General features: G+C 44.4%; 14 protein-coding genes, 1 pseudogene and 1 riboswitch. Of the genes and pseudogenes, 10 read left to right on the top strand and 5 right to left on the bottom strand.

What is annotated here, in order from left to right; translation table 11 throughout:
* The first annotated feature begins 17 nt into the window (after positions 1-17).
* The 7 genes and pseudogenes from IR173_RS12425 to IR173_RS12455 form a co-directional block, all read left to right on the top strand.
* Entirely contained in the window at positions 18-641 is a 624-nt protein-coding gene (locus tag IR173_RS12425) for a DUF4290 domain-containing protein (protein WP_237039920.1), read from the top strand.
* A 19-nt stretch (positions 642-660) separates the two neighbouring features.
* The gene (gene murA, locus IR173_RS12430; protein ID WP_237039921.1) at positions 661-1965 is read left to right on the top strand and encodes a UDP-N-acetylglucosamine 1-carboxyvinyltransferase; all 1305 of its coding nucleotides are present in this window, start codon (positions 661-663) and stop codon (positions 1963-1965) included.
* A 4-nt stretch (positions 1966-1969) separates the two neighbouring features.
* Entirely contained in the window at positions 1970-2488 is a 519-nt protein-coding gene (rimM, locus tag IR173_RS12435) for a ribosome maturation factor RimM (RefSeq protein WP_237039922.1), read from the top strand.
* A gap of 27 nt (positions 2489-2515) precedes the next feature.
* Positions 2516-3373, top strand: a complete 858-nt coding sequence (locus IR173_RS12440) for a M23 family metallopeptidase (protein WP_237039923.1) — start codon at positions 2516-2518, stop codon at positions 3371-3373.
* A 6-nt stretch (positions 3374-3379) separates the two neighbouring features.
* Positions 3380-4534, top strand: a complete 1155-nt coding sequence (locus tag IR173_RS12445; protein WP_237039924.1) for a 1-deoxy-D-xylulose-5-phosphate reductoisomerase — start codon at positions 3380-3382, stop codon at positions 4532-4534.
* A gap of 21 nt (positions 4535-4555) precedes the next feature.
* Positions 4556-5896, top strand: coding sequence for an RIP metalloprotease RseP (rseP, locus tag IR173_RS12450; RefSeq protein ID WP_237039925.1), 1341 nt, complete (start codon positions 4556-4558; stop codon positions 5894-5896).
* A 620-nt stretch (positions 5897-6516) separates the two neighbouring features.
* Positions 6517-6624, top strand: a pseudogene (locus IR173_RS12455) (ISAon1 family transposase); the annotation flags it as partial.
* Between the two features lie 513 nt (positions 6625-7137).
* On the opposite strand, the gene nrdG reads toward IR173_RS12455, so the two are convergent.
* The 4 genes from nrdG to IR173_RS12475 form a co-directional block, all read right to left on the bottom strand.
* Positions 7138-7596: an anaerobic ribonucleoside-triphosphate reductase activating protein gene (gene nrdG, locus IR173_RS12460; RefSeq protein ID WP_237039926.1), complete on the bottom strand. Its 459-nt coding sequence runs from the start codon at positions 7594-7596 to the stop codon at positions 7138-7140.
* 6 nt (positions 7597-7602) lie between these two features.
* Positions 7603-9879 carry an anaerobic ribonucleoside triphosphate reductase gene (locus IR173_RS12465; protein ID WP_237039927.1) on the bottom strand — a complete coding sequence of 759 codons (2277 nt, stop codon included), beginning with the start codon at positions 9877-9879 and terminating at the stop codon, positions 7603-7605.
* 32 nt (positions 9880-9911) lie between these two features.
* Positions 9912-10091: riboswitch (cobalamin riboswitch) on the bottom strand.
* Between the two features lie 82 nt (positions 10092-10173).
* The gene (gene trhA, locus IR173_RS12470; RefSeq protein ID WP_237039928.1) at positions 10174-10812 is read right to left on the bottom strand and encodes a PAQR family membrane homeostasis protein TrhA; all 639 of its coding nucleotides are present in this window, start codon (positions 10810-10812) and stop codon (positions 10174-10176) included.
* Between the two features lie 5 nt (positions 10813-10817).
* A complete protein-coding gene (locus IR173_RS12475) occupies positions 10818-12320 on the bottom strand; it encodes a CCA tRNA nucleotidyltransferase (RefSeq protein WP_237039929.1) in 1503 nt (500 codons plus the stop codon).
* Between the two features lie 17 nt (positions 12321-12337).
* Between IR173_RS12475 and IR173_RS12480 the strand changes: the two genes are divergently transcribed.
* Complete coding sequence (locus IR173_RS12480) at positions 12338-13168, top strand: hypothetical protein (protein WP_237039930.1); 831 nt, start codon at positions 12338-12340, stop codon at positions 13166-13168.
* Positions 13169-13245: 77 nt separating this feature from the next.
* Here IR173_RS12480 and ruvA read toward each other — a convergent pair whose 3' ends face one another.
* Positions 13246-13839, bottom strand: a complete 594-nt coding sequence (gene ruvA, locus IR173_RS12485; RefSeq protein ID WP_237039931.1) for a Holliday junction branch migration protein RuvA — start codon at positions 13837-13839, stop codon at positions 13246-13248.
* 174 nt (positions 13840-14013) lie between these two features.
* Here ruvA and IR173_RS12490 point away from each other — a divergent pair, with 174 nt between their 5' ends.
* Together IR173_RS12490 and IR173_RS12495 are read left to right on the top strand one after the other, a co-directional pair.
* Positions 14014-14913 (top strand): diaminopimelate dehydrogenase, encoded by a 900-nt coding sequence (locus IR173_RS12490; protein ID WP_237039932.1) that lies wholly within the window; start codon positions 14014-14016, stop codon positions 14911-14913.
* A gap of 124 nt (positions 14914-15037) precedes the next feature.
* A complete protein-coding gene (locus IR173_RS12495; protein WP_237039933.1) occupies positions 15038-16822 on the top strand; it encodes a DUF4842 domain-containing protein in 1785 nt (594 codons plus the stop codon).
* The last annotated feature ends 46 nt before the right edge of the window (positions 16823-16868 follow it).

A 16868-nucleotide genomic window follows, 5' to 3' on the forward strand; every position in this document is an offset into this window, starting at 1 on the left:
ATCATATATTTATATACATGGAGTATAATACCCAACAACGAAGATTACCCCTTCCCGAATATGGAAGAAGTGTGCAGAACATGGTAGACCATGCTCTTACCATCGAAAATAAAGCTGAACGCCAGCGTTGCGCCAATACAATTATTAATATCATGGGCGGTATGTTTCCGCATCTGCGCGATGTGCCCGATTTTAAACATAAGCTGTGGGACCATTTGGCTATCATGTCCGATTTCAAACTGGATATTGATTATCCTTACGAAATAGTGAAGAAAGAAAGCCTTGAAGTGAAACCGGAGGTGTTGGCTTATCCGCAGAAACGCATCCGTTACCGCCATTATGGACACATATTGGAGAATATGGTGAAAAAAGCGGTGGAGTATCCCGAAGGGGAAGATAGAAAGCATCTGATTTCATTGATTGCCAATCAAATGAAAAAGTGCTTTGTCAACTGGAATAAAGATAGTGTGGAAGACCAGAAGATACTGGACGACCTCCGTGAATATTCCCAGGGAGCTATCAACCTGTCTCCCGATGACTTGCAGCTGTGCGGACAACGCACGTATGTTCAGCGCAGGCCACAGCAAAACAACGGACAGCGCAGAATGCAACAGAATAATAATCAGAGAAGAAAATATTAATTCTTAAAACTTCGATATCATGGCTTCGTTTGTAATAGAAGGTGGACATAAGCTACACGGCGAAATTCATCCGCAAGGTGCTAAGAATGAGGTTCTGCAAATTCTTTGTGCCACATTATTGACTTCTGAAGAAGTTACAGTGAATAACATTCCCGACATTCTGGACGTGAATAACTTGATTCAGTTATTGCGTGAAATGGGGGTCAAGGTATCGAAAACAGGGATTGATTCTTATACTTTCAAGGCCGACTCGGTGGATTTGAACTATCTGGAGAGCGATGACTTTCTGAAAAAGTGCTCCAGCTTGCGTGGATCGGTCATGCTGGTTGGCCCGTTGGTGGCGCGTTTCGGCAAAGCACTGATATCAAAACCCGGAGGGGATAAGATAGGCCGCCGCCGTCTGGATACTCACTTTATCGGCATTCAGAAGTTGGGGGCCTGCTTTGATTATGACGACGAACGCAGCATTTTTACTATCGGAGCTAAAGAACTGAAAGGGGCGTCTATGCTGCTGGATGAGGCTTCGGTGACCGGTACTGCCAATATTGTGATGGCAGCGGTTCTGGCAAAAGGCAAGACTACCATCTATAATGCCGCTTGTGAACCTTATGTGCAACAACTTTGCCGTATGCTGAACTGCATGGGGGCAAAGATAACGGGCATCGCTTCTAATTTGCTCACCATCGAGGGAGTGGAATCATTGCATGGATGCAGTCATACGGTGTTGCCTGATATGATTGAAGTAGGCAGTTTTATTGGTATGGCAGCCATGACCAGCAGTGAACTTACCATAAAGAATGTATCTCATGAAAACCTGGGTATCATTCCCGAGAGTTTCCGCCGTTTGGGTATTAGGGTAGAGCAGCGTGGGGATGATTTGTTTATTCCCGAACAGGAGCACTATCAGATAGAGTCGTTTATCGACGGTTCCATCATGACGATTGCCGATGCTACTTGGCCCGGACTGACACCCGACTTGCTGAGTGTGATGCTGGTAGTGGCTACGCAGGCAAAAGGCAGTGTGCTGATTCACCAGAAGATGTTCGAAAGCCGATTGTTCTTTGTAGATAAACTGATAGATATGGGGGCTCAGATTATATTGTGTGACCCTCACCGTGCAGTGGTTATCGGCCATGACCGTGGTTTTCAGTTGCGCGGCGGAAACATGACTTCGCCTGATATACGTGCGGGTATCGCTTTGTTGATTGCGGCAATGAGTGCCGACGGTATCAGTCGCATTCACAATATAGAACAGATAGACCGGGGATATCAGAATATAGAACAGCGATTGAATGCCTTGGGAGCGCGAATCACAAGAATTTAAAGTTATGATTAAGAAAAACGAAGTTTTTAAGATAGGGCTTTTTAATAAACCTCACGGAGTAAAGGGAGAACTTTCTTTTACCTTTACGGACGATATATTCGACCGTGTGGATTGTGAATATCTGGTATGCCTGCTTGATGGCATTTTCGTTCCGTTCTTTATCGAAGAATACCGTTTCCGCTCCGACACTACCGCTTTGGTGAAACTGGAGGGAGTGGATACATCCGAAAAGGCCCGTATGTTTACGAATGTGGAAGTTTATTTTCCCAAGAAATATGTGGAGGAGGACGATGAAACGGACGATATCCCCACTTGGAACTTCTTTATCGGATTTAAGGTGAAGGATGTCCGTCATGGCGATTTGGGTGAGATTGTGGCGGTGGATGACAGTACAATGAATGTGCTTTTTGCGATAGAAAAGGATGGAGAGGAAATTCTGCTTCCTGCCCACGAAGAATTTATTCGCAAACTGGATAAGAAGAAAAGACTCCTGACGGTGGATGTACCCGACGGACTTCTATAATATATATTAAGGTACGCGCGCGTAATAATGAAGAAAAAGAGAAGAAAAGCATTTTGGCATAATATTAAGTTTAAGTATAAACTGACTATTACCAATGAAAATACGCTGGAGGAAGTGGTGGGTATCCACGTTTCCAAGCTGAATGGTTTGTCATGGTTGCTTTCTGCCGTGACGGTTATCTTTCTGGTTGCCGCCATTATTATTGCCTTTACCCCGCTGCGTAACTACCTGCCCGGATATATGAACAGTGAGGTGCGAGCCCAGATAGTAAGCAATGCCTTGCGCGCCGATTCTTTACAGAAGATGCTGGAACGGCAGCAGTTGTATATCATGAATATTCAGGATATCTTTAGCGGAAAGGTACAGGTGGACACGGTGCAATCCATTGATTCGCTGACAGCTATCCGTTCGGACTCATTGATGGAACGTACCCGCCAGGAAGAGGAATTCCGTAAGCAATATGAAGAATCGGAACGTTATAACCTGACGGCTGTCAATAATAACCCCACAGCTTCGGGCTTGATATTCTATCGTCCTACACGCGGTATGATGTCTTCCAACTTTGACCCCGATAACAAACATTATGGAGTAGACATAGCGGCCAATCCCGATGAAAGTGTGCTTGCCACATTAGACGGAACGGTGATTCTCTCGACCTATACGGCAGAGACGGGTTATGTGATACAAATACAGCACGGACAGGATTTTGTATCCGTGTATAAACATTGCGGTTCGTTACTGAAGAAAGAGGGGGATACGGTGAAAGGGGGCGAAGCCATTGCTTTGGTAGGCAATACAGGTGAAAAAACAACCGGCCCGCATCTTCATTTCGAATTGTGGAACAAAGGGCGTGCCGTCGACCCTTCGAAATACATTGTATTTTAACAGATTATGAAAAAACAAATAGCTATATTAGGCTCAACGGGCTCTATCGGTACGCAGGCTTTGCAAGTGATAGAGGAACATCCCGATTTATACGAAGCTTATGCTTTGACAGCCAATAACCGGGTAGACTTGCTCGTCGAACAGGCCCGTAAGTTTCTGCCGGAAGCAGTAGTGATAGCCAATGAGGAAAAATATACCCAACTGAAAGAGGCATTAAGCGATTTGCCTATCAAGGTATATGCCGGTGCAGATGCGCTTTGCCAGATAGTAGAGTCGCAACCTATTGACATCGTTCTGGTTTCGATGGTGGGGTATGCGGGTTTGCGGCCTACCATGAACGCCATAAAGTCGGGGAAGACCATCGCTTTGGCCAATAAGGAAACTTTGGTTGTGGCCGGTGAACTGATTAATGCATTGGCCAATCAATACAGGACACCGATTCTTCCTGTCGATTCAGAGCATTCGGCCATTTTCCAATGTCTGGAAATGAATACTCCGGTGGAGAAGGTGATATTGACCGCTTCCGGAGGACCGTTCCGCACTTATACGATGGAGCAGTTACAACAAGTGACTAAAGTGCAGGCCCTGAAGCACCCCAACTGGGAAATGGGGGCGAAAATAACCATTGACTCTGCTTCGATGATGAACAAAGGTTTCGAAGTGATTGAAGCGAAATGGCTCTTTGGAGTCCGTCCGGAACAAATAGAAGTAGTGGTTCATCCACAGTCGGTTATCCACTCTATGGTACAGTTTGAAGATGGCGCAGTGAAAGCCCAACTGGGTATGCCTGATATGCGCCTGCCCATTCAGTATGCTTTTTCATATCCGGAGCGTGTGAAGTCGTCTTTTGAACGTCTGGACTTTGCCAAAGTTACCGACTTGACATTTGAACAGCCCGATACCAAACGCTTCCGCAATTTGGCCTTGGCGTATGAGGCTCTGCATCAGGCAGGAAATATGCCCTGTATCGTTAATGCGGCAAATGAAGTGGTGGTGGCTGCATTCCTGAAAGATAATATTTCTTTCTTGGGCATGAGTGATGTTATCGAGAAGACAATGGGAAGAGTGGCTTATATCAAGGAACCTTCTTATGAGGACTATGTGGCAACCGATGCAGAGGCACGCTGCATAGCCGAAGAACTGATTATAAATAGTAAATAATAAAACAATAAATAAAACTAGATGGAAACATTTTTAATTCGTGCTCTCCAACTGGTAATGAGTTTGTCGTTACTGGTCATTATCCACGAGGGGGGACATTTCCTTTTTTCGCGCCTTTTTAAAGTAAGAGTAGAGAAGTTCTACATATTCTTTGACCCGTGGTTCTCTTTGTTTAAGTTTAAACCCAAGAACAGTGATACCGAATATGGTATCGGATGGGTACCTTTGGGCGGTTATGTGAAAATTTCAGGTATGATAGACGAGTCTATGGATACCGAACAGATGAAGCAACCGGCACAACCGTGGGAATTCCGTTCCAAACCGGCATGGCAGCGTTTGCTTATTATGATTGGCGGGGTGCTGATGAACTTCCTCTTGGCTATCTTCATTTATTCTATGATTCTGTTCCATTGGGGAGACTCTTATATTTCATTACAGGATATGACTTATGGTATGAAGTTTAACGAACGCGCTCAGGAAATCGGCTTCCGCGATGGCGATATCTTGCTGCGTGCCGACGAACAGCCATTAGAACGCTTCGGTATGGATATGTTGCGTAGTGTGGCCGAAGCGCGTACGGTGACTGTGCTTCGTGACGGGCAGGAAAAAGAAATCTATATGCCCGAAATCAGCCTTTTGGATATTGCTAAAGAAGAACCGATGTTTCTTGATATATTGCGACCGAATGTGGTGGATTCTGTGATTGCCGGTGGTCCGTTGGCGATGGCTGGAGTGCAGAAAGGAGACACCATTTTAGCTGTTGATAATATGCCTGTCGGCAGCTGGAATGAATTTACTGAAAAATTGGAAGGCTTCCGTTCGGATGCCGAAACCAGCGGAGCGGAATATGCCGAGTTTTCCTTGGTTTATTCGCACGGAGGGGTGCGTGATACAGCTGCAGTCCGTACGGATTCTTTGTTTATGGTAAGAGCAATTTCCACGCCGCTTGATTATAAGGTCACTACCCGTCAGTTTAATTTCTTTGAGTCCTTCCCGGCAGGAGTCAAATTGGGAGTGAATACGTTGAAAGGTTATGTGAACGACATGAAATATGTCTTCACCAAGGAAGGTGCGAAGAGTGTAGGTGGTTTCGGAACGATTGGAAGTATCTTTCCCACGGTATGGGATTGGCATCGTTTTTGGGAGATGACAGCTTTCTTGTCTATCATTCTGGCTTTTATGAACATCCTTCCTATTCCGGCTTTGGACGGCGGGCACGTTTTGTTCTTGCTTTATGAGATAGTGGCACGTCGCAAGCCGAGTGATAAGTTTATGGAATATGCACAGATGGTGGGTATGTTCTTGTTATTTGCATTGCTTATCTGGGCTAACTTCAATGACATCATGCGCTTCGTGTTTTAAACAGGGCGAAGACTTTCCTCATACATCCCCCGGTGGTTGGGTTTAACCTGACGGCCGGGGGATTATTTTTGTCCCGATAGAAGGGCCATGTAAGGGGCACCTTGTTTTCTTGGGGGATTTAGCATGTCAAGCAAGCGCCTGTCCCCGGATGTTGTCTCCTCCGGTTTTCAATCTCCGCATACGTTTCGAACTCCCTAGGTCGTTTCATTAGCCCGGCTAAGCCTTTTCGTCCTTTCGGTTATGCCTGTCTGTCCGTCGGATTACTACAGACTCCGTCAGCGGACCGTACAGTCCGTTGCAGTGGACCGTACAGTCTGCTACAGTGGACTGTACAGTCCATTGCCGCAGTCTGTAATAATCTTCCGTTTAAAAGGCCTTGGCTGAGCCTATGACACGGCTTACTCTTCCCTTTGTTTTAATATGATTGTTAAGGGATTGTGAATCAACCTGAAAGCCCTGTGGGTGATAAGCGTGAATTATGAGTTACAATGCCGGTACCAGGTCAAGTGGTCGCCTGATATACTTCATTTATAATGCCTTGAAAGAATCTGTATTTTTACATTGTAATATTGGAATTTTCTCACAATATGGAGCCCACACACTTTTTGACTTGAGTCGGGACTAATGCATTTGCAGAATCATTCAACGTCAAAATCAAAGCGTTCAGAGGAGTCAGGAATCTTCCATTCTTTATTTTTAGATTATGCAAACTATCTGCTTGGATTTGACATGCCCACAGGGGGCGGATTGACCCGAAAGGAGGAGGAAATGGAAGAGGGGATAAAATAAAAAAAGAGCGATAGTTCTTTATTTCGAACCCGCCCACGTCTTGAAGAACCCCCCTCATAAAATATGGGGTTCTTTTCATCTTTCTCGTCGTTGTCGTTGTTGTTATCCCTCTGCTCTTTTACTTAAAAAACAACTCTTTTAATACCTATAAAACTAAATTCCTGAAAACTTGCAATTCTTTCAAACCTTAAATTAATCTCTAATACCTTTTTTAGTATCCTTGTTTAAAACAATCTCTTTTTATTTACCTAAATCTAATACCTTTTCTAATCTTTACCTTATTACTTAATACCTTAAAAGAATTCATTATTAACTTAACTGGTAGTTTCACAACCACATTGCAAAGGTACGGCTTTTCTTGAAAATAGCAAGCATACGCATGCCGAAAAACATAAAACGGCCCATTTTCATGATATAAATCAAGAAAATGGGCCATTTAGGTTTCTTTTGTGTTATCGTACACAGATGATACGTTGGTTGCTGCTGCCCCTGAATTCTAAGTAAGGAGAGTATAAATCCTGCTCGAAACGCCCGTCTACCAATACATCGATAAAGTCTATTGCTGATTTTAACAAAGGTGAGGCTTCTATTTGTTCAATCGTGTAGCCTGTGTAGCACCAAATGTTTAATCCGGTAGCTTCTTTTATTTGTTGGGACAAAGCACGGAATTCTTTTGGAGAATAGAGGGGGTCGCCTCCCGAAAATGTAACGCCGTCCAACAATGGGTTGGCATTAATCTCGCAGATGATTGCTTCTATCTTTTCCTGGGTCAATGGGGTGCCGGCTTCTGGAGCCCATGATTCTGGGTTTTGGCATCCCGGACAGCGGTGCCGGCATCCGGCCAAATAAATGGAGTAGCGGATGCCTTCACCGTCGACTATGGTTTCGGGGTAAGTAAATAGCAAATTCATATCAGGTTATCCGTGTTTCACGCGGTCACGTTCCTCTGCGCGTTTGGCTGAGTTCCAAGTGCTGAGGTCGCCCGTCAGGTATCCGGTAATGCGGCGCATACGCAGAATGTTTTCGCTTTGGCAAACCGGACATTTGTCATAAATCACTCCTTTGTAGCCGCAGGCATGACAAGTATCTACCGGATGGTTGATAGAGCCATAGCCGATGCCTTCGTCATGCATTACTTTTACTATCTTGGTAATGGCTTTGATATTTTTCTGTGCTTCACCGTCCAACTCTACATAGGTGATATGGCCGCCGCGTGTGATGGCATGGAACGGAGCTTCCCGCTTGATTTTATCAACAATGGTAATGGGCTCTTTTACGTCTACGTGGAAAGAGTTTACGTAATAATCATTGTCTGTTACGCCGGGGATATTACCGTATTTGCGTCTGTCCATGCGGGTGAAGCGTCCGGAAAGCCCTTCGGCCGGAGTTGCAAGAACAGAAAAGTTCAGTTGGTACTTTGCTTTATAGGCGTCAGCCACTTTGTTAATTTCCGATACAGCTTCGTATAGTGTATCCCATGCTTGTTGGCTGTGCCCGTGACTTTCACCGTAAAGAGCCATCATTGCATTGTGTCCGCCGATAAATCCAATGCCTAATGTACCTTGTCGCAATACATCGCCCACTTGGTCGTTGGGAGCGAGTTTTCCTCCTCCTTTCCACACATCGTTGCCCATCATAAATGGGAATTGACGTGCCAGGGCGGTGCGCTGGTATTGGTAACGACTGTAAAGTTGTTCGGCGATAAGCTCGGCCATTTGGTGAACGCTTTGTATAAACAGTTCTTTAGCCGTACGTTCGATGGCTTCTTTCTTTCCGGATTCTTCCATGCTTTCTGCTTTGATACGCGCTTCGATAGCCAATCGGGGCATGTTCATCGTTGTAAACGACAGGTTTCCGCGTCCCAAAGATGTTTTCTCTCCGGCTACATTTTCATATACGCGTGTGCGGCATCCCATGGTTGCGAGCTCATAGCGATAGCGTTTCGGGTCATTGGCGTCCCATTTCTCATTCTGATTATAAGGGGCATCCAAAAACATGAAGTTCGGGAAGAGTGCTTTTGCCGTGGTGCGGCAAGCCTTTAGAAATAAGTCGAAGTTAGGTGCCTCGAATTGGATGTTGCCGGCTATGGCATCGTCGAAGTTGGCCATTGCCTTTTTGTAATCTTCTTCCGAATAAGAAACGCCATCCTTTATCTTAAAAATCTGGATGGGGAATACCGGCACTTCTCCCCGGCTGCCGAGGCCTTCAATTGTAGCTTTCAATAGTTCTTCTATTACCATACGCCCTTCTGCCGAAGTGTCTGTCCCATAATTGATAGAACTGAACACCACTTGATTTCCGCCACGGGAGTGCATCGTATTCAGGTTATGGATGAATCCCTCCATTGCCTGATGAGTGTCTTTGCGGGTCATGGCCAATGCTTTCTCTTCTATTTTTTTCAGTGCATCCTCATTGGGCTCTTTGCCTTCCACTTCGCGGTAGAAATCCGTCAGGGTCTGCAGATGTTTGAGATGAGTCTTGCGTACCCCTTTTGCCATAAAGAAATCGAAAGCCGGTATAGCCTGACCTCCGTGCTGTTCGTTTTGGTTAGTCTGGAATATGATGGTTGCCAATGTTGCGTAGCTCTGGATAGACTGGGGGGTGCGGATGCTGCCGTTCTTGGTGCGGAATCCGCGTTCGAACAAGTCTTCCAGGTCATATTGGATGCAAGTGGTGGTCTTGGTCGGATAATAATCCAGGTCATGAATATGTATATCACCTAATTGGTGCGCCTCGGCAAATTTCTTCGGCAATAGATATTTATATGTATAGTCTTTGGTTACTTCCGATGCAAAGGTCATCATCTGCCCTGCCGGAGTATGGCTGGACATGTTGGCATTGCTGAGGTTGACATCGTTTTTGTCAATAGCCACAATACCGTCCATGATATGTTTCATTTGGGTTTTACGGTCACGCTCCGTATTTCTCCATTCGCGGTAAATAATATATTTCTTGGCCACTTCAGGGCGTACCTTCATCAGTTCCTTTTCCACTAGGTCTTGAATCTCTTCGACACTGATGGTAGGAGAGGTGAAATTGCTGATTACCCGCATAGTGATATCAGCAATAAGTTTCTCTTCATTGTCTATTCCGGTTGCATGGAATGCTTTGCCGATTGCATTTTTAATTTTACTGATAGAGAAGTCTTCCCGCTTCCCGTCTCTTTTGATGATACAAATCTCAGCGTAATTCATTGTTTGAAAATTTAATTGTTTTGAATAAAAGAACTAGTTGTCCCATGAGGCAGGTTTTCTGACTTATCTCTCCCCTGAAACGCCTTCCCGCAATGCTTTGCAGTGGCATCTTGTTTCGGTTCTACGAGAATTACAGCAGCGGGTACTGTCGCCGATTTTCACAGCATTCCCTTTTCGGAGCGGTTAACTTCACCTTCATTGGACGACTGCAAAGATATAACATTTTGGAAAACTTCTCTCTTAAAAAACGAAAATAAGTTTCCCGAAATGGATAACTTCTTGATGATAGGGACGTTATAGAATGTACCACAATGCTATCATGTGGCAGATGGTTCCACCTAATACAAAGAGATGGAAAACAGAATGCATATAGGGCAGTTTGTGGAAAGAATAAAATACAGCACCGGTGATGTATGAGATACCTTCGGCAATGAGCCAATATATAAATAAGGAAGGTACATGGTCACATAAAGGCTTGAAGGCAACAAAGATGCTGCATCCCATCGCTACATAACAGATTGTTTCCAGATAACTGTGTTCCTTCAGTCTGCAAAAGCAGAGCGTGGTTCCGACGAGTGCACACAGCCACACAAAACAGAATATTCCCCATCCCCAATAACCTGCTTCGCGCAAACTGACCAGCATGATAGGAGAATAACTGCCTGCAATGTGCAGATAGATGGCGGCGTGGTCGAATTTGCGCAATACTTCTCTGTGTCGGGTACCCGGCCGGCTGGAATGATACCAGGTGGAAGTGATATACGAGGCAAGCATGCCGAACAGATAGAGCCACATTCCTCTCACTGCCCATACGTCTCCACTTTGCAAGGCAGTATGCAGCAAATACCCTCCGCCCATGATACCTATCAATATACCAATGCCATGTGACACGGCATTCGCCCATTCTTCCCCTTTAGTGTAGTGTATTGCCAATTTATTTATAAGTTTTTAGGTGTCAGCTTCATCTGTTTTGCTTTTTCCAGCATGAATTCAAAAGCGGCATCGTGTTCGTTTGGAATCACGCCATCCAAAATAGCATCTTTGATGGCACTTTTCAGACTGCCGATTTCACGGCAAGGCTTCATGTCAAATATGCGCATGATTTCTTCTCCGTCTACCGGCGGTTGGAAATTACGTATGCGGTCTTTCTCTTCCAAGTCTTTTAGTTTCTGACGCACTAGCTTGAAGTTATCCAGAAACTTCTGTTTCCGCGCTTCATTTTTTGAGGTGATATCTGCTTCGCAGAGCATCATAAGATCGTCAATGTCGTCTCCGGCTTCGAACAACAGACGGCGTACGGCCGAGTCGGTCACCACATCATCGGCAATCACGATAGGACGCATGTGCAGGCTGACCAGTTTCTGTACATACTTCATCTTTTCGTTCATCGGCAATTTCATTTTGCGGAAAATATCGGGAATCATCTTTTCGCCGATGAAATTATGATTATGGAAAGTCCATCCGATGCGGGGTTCCCATCGCTTGGTCTTGGGCTTGCCGATGTCATGCAGCAGGGTAGCCCAGCGCAGCCATAAGTTGTCGGTATGTTTGGCTATATTATCCACCACCTCCAGCGTATGATAGAAATTGTCTTTGTGTGCACGGCCATTTCTTACTTCTACGCCTTGCAATGCCGAAAATTCGGGAAATATGAGTGGCAATAGTCCGCAACGGTCCAGCTCAATGAAGCCTTTAGACGGGATGGGGGCAAGCAAAATCTTGTTCAGTTCGTCGGCGATACGTTCTTTCGAGATGATATTGATACGTTCCTTGTTACGCGACAGCGCCTCAAAGGTTTCGTCGTCAATATAAAAATTGAGTTGGGTGGCAAAACGGATACACCTCATCATGCGAAGCGGGTCATCGCTGAAAGTGATGTCCGGGTCGAGTGGTGTACGGATGGTACGTTCTTTCAAATCATCCATTCCGCCGAATGGGTCTACCAGTTCGCCGAAACGCTCTTTGTTGAGGCATACCGCCATTGCGTTGATGGTGAAGTCGCGTCGGTTTTGGTCATCTTCCAACGTGCCGTCTTCTACTATCGGCTTACGGCTGTCATGACTGTACGATTCTTTTCTGGCACCGACAAACTCCACTTCCGTATCTCTGAACTTCACCTGTGCCGTTCCGAAATTCTTGAAAACAGAGACATGTGCGCCACGTCCCAGTTTCTTGCCGAAAGCCTGGGCAATCTCTATACCACTGCCCACCACTACTACATCTATATCTTTAGAAGGGCGATTTAAAAATATATCTCGTACATAGCCGCCTACCACGTAGCATTCCAATCCCAATTCATCAGCTGTTTCGGAAATTAGAGCAAATATTTTGCTATTAAAATGTTCTTTCAATTCCATATTCATCTTAAAGAGCTGCAAAAATACGATTTTTTGTCCATGATAGGAGAAAGTAAAGCAATTAAATTGTATTTTTGTCCTCATATAAAACGTTTAAATACATGAAAAAGATAGGATTAGTGGCATTATTTGCCTTATTACTGGCGGCTTGTGATGATGGCGGCGAAAAGAAGGCTCAAGTGCATTTGCAAAATGCGGAAACGGCATTGAAGCAAGAGAACTTTAATGAAGCCAAGTTGCAGATAGATAGTATCCGCATTTTATATCCGAAAGCTTTTGAAGCTAGAAAGCAGGGAATCAAGTTGATGCAGCAAGTCGACTTGAAGGAACAGCAGAAGAGTCTGGTTTATCTGGACAGTATGATGCAGGTGAAGCAGGCTCAGTTGGATTCTGTCAAAGGTAACTTTGTATTGGAGAAAGATACGGCCTATCAGGAAGTAGGCAATTATTTCTATCCTACACAGACGGTAGAAAAGAATATCGGCCGTTCTTTCCTTCGCGGACAAGTGAATGAACAGGGTGAGATGTCTATTACCTCTATTTATTGTGCCGGTGGAAAGTTACATCATGCTGCTGTGAAAGTTAGTGTGGGCGATACTTTTGCCGAGACTCCTGTTTCTAAGGATAGTTATGAGACCACGGATTTGGGGCGTGCCATTGAAAAAGCTGATTATAAAATGGGGGATGACGGCGGTGTTATCGGGTTCATTGTTGCCAATAAAGACAAGAATATCCAACTTCAGTTTATTGGTGACAAGACTTATAAAACAGCCATGCAACCTAATGACCGTAAAGCGATTGCCGAGTTGACCGGTTTGGCGCGTATCTTGTCGGGTATGGAACAGATACGGAAAGATAAAAAAGAAGCCATGCTGAAAATAGAGTTTGTCACCCGCAAAATGCAGGAAGACAAACCGGAAGAAAATAAATAGGCAGTTCAAGTATTTTGCTGCAGCGATAAACACATGAGGTTTCCGATGCAGCAAAATGCTTTGTCGCACTATCCCTTTTATAATCTTTTCAGAGCCAGCTTAATCACTTTCTCGACTGGGGCGCTTGGTTCTTCCTTCAATATAGCTGCCACTACCTTTTGTGAAGCAGCCTGTGCAAATCCCAGCATAGTCAGCGCAGCCACGGCCTCGTCATGAATTTCGGAATTGGCAGCACTCGCAAACATTTCACTGTTGACTGTTTCCATGCCGGAGGAGGCTATCTTGTCTTTTAAATCGACAATGATGCGTTGGGCCGTTTTCAGTCCGATACCCTTGACTGTCTTCAACAGCTTGTCGTTTCCTGAACTGATTACCCCGCATAACTCGGAAGGAGAAAGAGCCGACAAAATCATTCTTGCCGTATTTCCTCCAATTCCCGATACCGAGATTAGCAATAAAAACAATTCCCTTTCCTGTTTGGTAGAGAATCCGTAAAGCACGTATGCGTCTTCACGGATAGCTTCATAAATATATAGTTTGGTACGTGTCTGGTTTTGAATGGCCGAGTAAGTGTTCAGCGAGATATTGATTCCATAGCCCACCCCGTTACAATCTATCACAGCCATTGCCGGAGTAACCTCTGCAATGTCTCCTTTAATATATTCTATCATGATTTTTTTGTTTGTAGTTTACAGTTCTTTGCAAAAATAGGATATCTATCTTTTAAATTATAAGTTAGGCAAGAATATTTTTAAATTATTAGGTTTGGAAGAACAAAAGAGTGAGGCAAAATGTTTATTTTTGCACCTAAATAAAAGATAATAGTAAACTAAAACCAATAAAAGATGAATAAAATTAGAGCAGCCGTCGTTGGATACGGAAACATTGGTAAATATGTAGTGGAAGCTTTGGAAGCAGCTCCTGATTTCGAAATCGCAGGTATTGTTCGTCGTAATGGAGCCGAAAACAAACCGGCAGAACTGGAAGCATACGCTGTAGTTAAAGATATAAAAGAATTGAAAGATGTAAATGTTGCTATTCTGGCTACTCCGACTCGCAGCGTAGAAAAATATGCGAAAGAGATTCTCGCTATGGGCATCAATACGGTAGATAGTTTTGATATCCATACACAGATTACCGCACTTCGCCGTTCGCTGGACGAATCGGCCAAAGCAGGCAATGCCGTTGCCATCATTTCGGCAGGATGGGATCCGGGAAGTGACTCGGTGGTACGCACTCTGTTGGAAGCCATTGCTCCGAAAGGCATTACTTATACCAATTTTGGTCCGGGCCGCAGCATGGGACACTCTGTAGCCGTTCGTGCCATTGCAGGTGTGAAAGATGCGCTGTCTATGACTATTCCTGTAGGTACAGGCATTCACCGCCGCATGGTTTATGTGGAACTGGAAGAAGGAGCGGATTTCAAGACTGTTGAAGCGGCTGTCAAGAACGACCCCTATTTTGTCAATGATGAGACACATGTCATCCAAGTACCTTGTGTAGATGACTTGAATGATGTAGGTCATGGCGTTAATCTGGTTCGTAAAGGTGTATCGGGCAAAACTCACAATCAGTTGTTTGAGTTTGATATGAAGATTAATAACCCGGCCCTGACAGCTCAGGTACTGGTATGTGTAGCACGTGCCACGATGAGACAGCAACCGGGATGCTATACAATGATTGAAGTTCCGGTTATCGATTTGATGTATGGCGACCGTGAGGAACTGATTGCACATTTGGTATAATATTCAGTATAATGTTCAAGGATGAATAAAATACCTATCATCTTTGAATGAAACACCCCCTTTCAGTTGTATATAAATAGCGTATTTTTGTAAACAAAGTACAAATAACTTAATAATAATGACAATGAAAGGGCGTGTTTTTTATTTTTTTATGTGTGCATCGGTGTTTTCGTCATGTTCTGACCACAAGGATATCTATAATCCTGATAATTCTAACAAGCAGTATGAGGAGAATTGGACGAAGAAGTTTGGCGATATAGATTTGAATCACACTTGGAATGTTGCTACACTGGCTGATGTCAGTGTCCATCTGGACGAAGACGCATCGGTCGATTTCTTCTATATTGATGGAGTCAAGAATTATAATCTGGCTCACTATGAGTTGAAGGTAGGGATTTCTTCTTTTTCTATGGATGTTCCTCAAGGTATAAAAACCGTTTACGCTGTGAAGAGTGGAGGCAGAAACAATCGGGAACTGGCTGTTCCGGTGGGAGATGATGGTCGGATTGATGTTGTATTCCGGACTGTTGCGAATCCTAGAGGCTTGGTTGAGTCTTTAAGTCCGCAACCAAGGCAGAAAGTTAACTTGCTGAATGCCGCGGATTATACAGGGTTTGCTGATGCGTATTATGCAGCTAATGAATGGAAAATCCTTGGAAACATAGGGAGCGCCCAAGTTGATTATTTACAAACGGACTTGAGCGGGTATCCCTATACTCAGGCTATTCTTGAAGAGTTGAATAAAGCTGAGGGTAAGGAATCTGTGTTGTCTAAATATGCAAATGATTTTTCGGCAAAGACTACCAATTCTGGCGAAATCTCGTTGGTCGTATTGTCACTGCAAACTTCGGCAAATACGGCAGTCGGGTATTTTTATACATCAGAAAATACAGAAGCAGCTATGAAGGCTGCCCCCAAGTATATTTTAATGCCGGGGATAAAACAGTTTGGTAAAGGAGCGACCCTTAATCTCACCTATTATGGTATGAATGGCGATGAGACACCGACATTTACTTTCCCAAAAGATTTGTATGTCCACTTTTTCTTGTTGCGGGGGGCCGGCAACAATGACTTGCTAATACCGGGTAATAAGAATGAGAAACCCAGTCGATATGAAATAAATGGTCTTTATCAATTATATTCGTCTGGTGAATTGAATACGGTGGCTTCTGGGAAAGGCGGATTTAAGGAAGTGTCAGTTCTGGCTAATTTCTCTACTTTTGGTTCCGGACTGGAAGATGGCGTGAATATTTTGTCTTTTGAAGATTGGCCGCGAGGTGGAATGGTGGATTGGAACGACTTTGCATTTATGTTAAACGGTCCTTTCAAGTCATTCAAAAGATTCCAGGAAGAGTTTGACTGGACGGTTGTTTTCGAAGATTTGGGAGATACGGATGATTTTGACTTCAATGATGTGGTGCTGGGAGTCAAGCATTTGAAGAAAGGACAAATATTTTCTGATGGAACAAAAGTTATCACTTCTTCGGCACTTGAAGTATATCTTTGTGCGGCGGGGGGTATGTTGCCTGCTTCAGTGCAATATGATGGGAAAACGATTTGTAATGAAGTCCATCAGGCTTTCGGAGTGTCCACAGGGACAATGGTCAACACGACCGGTCTGACTAAGGACTATGTCTCATTGGCGCATATTGAAAATGTCGATCCGAACTTTTCTCTGACCAACGATGCTAATAAATTCAGCATTGTAGTAAATGGGAAGACAAATGTCTCATTCCCCCAAAAAGGGGCAGTTCCACAGGCCATTTGTGTAATGGGTACTTGGGCATGGCCCACAGAACGGACCAGTATAGCGGATGCTTACACAGGCTTTACCGATTGGGTGGCTAATCAGTCTGCTAACCCCGATTGGTATAAAACGCCAAATGCCGGAAAGGTGGTTACAGAATAAAAGCAGATGATTAGATATGGCTGTTATTTGTAGGGTGTTGGCCCTT

Source organism: Phocaeicola faecalis, assembly GCF_021730445.1.
GTDB classification, from domain to species: domain Bacteria; phylum Bacteroidota; class Bacteroidia; order Bacteroidales; family Bacteroidaceae; genus Phocaeicola; species Phocaeicola faecalis.

Excerpts from the sequence above, each read along its gene's own strand:
- IR173_RS12480 (WP_237039930.1), top strand. The coding sequence starts at position 12,338 with ATGAAAAAGATAGGATTAGTGGCATTATTTGCCTTATTACTGGCGGCT.
- IR173_RS12465 (WP_237039927.1), bottom strand. The coding sequence starts at position 9,879 with ATGAATTACGCTGAGATTTGTATCATCAAAAGAGACGGGAAGCGGGAA.
- IR173_RS12445 (WP_237039924.1), top strand. The coding sequence starts at position 3,380 with ATGAAAAAACAAATAGCTATATTAGGCTCAACGGGCTCTATCGGTACG.
- nrdG (WP_237039926.1), bottom strand. The coding sequence starts at position 7,596 with ATGAATTTGCTATTTACTTACCCCGAAACCATAGTCGACGGTGAAGGC.
- rseP (WP_237039925.1), top strand. The coding sequence starts at position 4,556 with ATGGAAACATTTTTAATTCGTGCTCTCCAACTGGTAATGAGTTTGTCG.
- IR173_RS12425 (WP_237039920.1), top strand. The coding sequence starts at position 18 with ATGGAGTATAATACCCAACAACGAAGATTACCCCTTCCCGAATATGGA.
- IR173_RS12440 (WP_237039923.1), top strand. The coding sequence starts at position 2,516 with ATGAAGAAAAAGAGAAGAAAAGCATTTTGGCATAATATTAAGTTTAAG.
- rimM (WP_237039922.1), top strand. The coding sequence starts at position 1,970 with ATGATTAAGAAAAACGAAGTTTTTAAGATAGGGCTTTTTAATAAACCT.
- murA (WP_237039921.1), top strand. The coding sequence starts at position 661 with ATGGCTTCGTTTGTAATAGAAGGTGGACATAAGCTACACGGCGAAATT.
- IR173_RS12495 (WP_237039933.1), top strand. The coding sequence starts at position 15,038 with ATGAAAGGGCGTGTTTTTTATTTTTTTATGTGTGCATCGGTGTTTTCG.
- IR173_RS12475 (WP_237039929.1), bottom strand. The coding sequence starts at position 12,320 with ATGAGGACAAAAATACAATTTAATTGCTTTACTTTCTCCTATCATGGA.
- ruvA (WP_237039931.1), bottom strand. The coding sequence starts at position 13,839 with ATGATAGAATATATTAAAGGAGACATTGCAGAGGTTACTCCGGCAATG.
- IR173_RS12490 (WP_237039932.1), top strand. The coding sequence starts at position 14,014 with ATGAATAAAATTAGAGCAGCCGTCGTTGGATACGGAAACATTGGTAAA.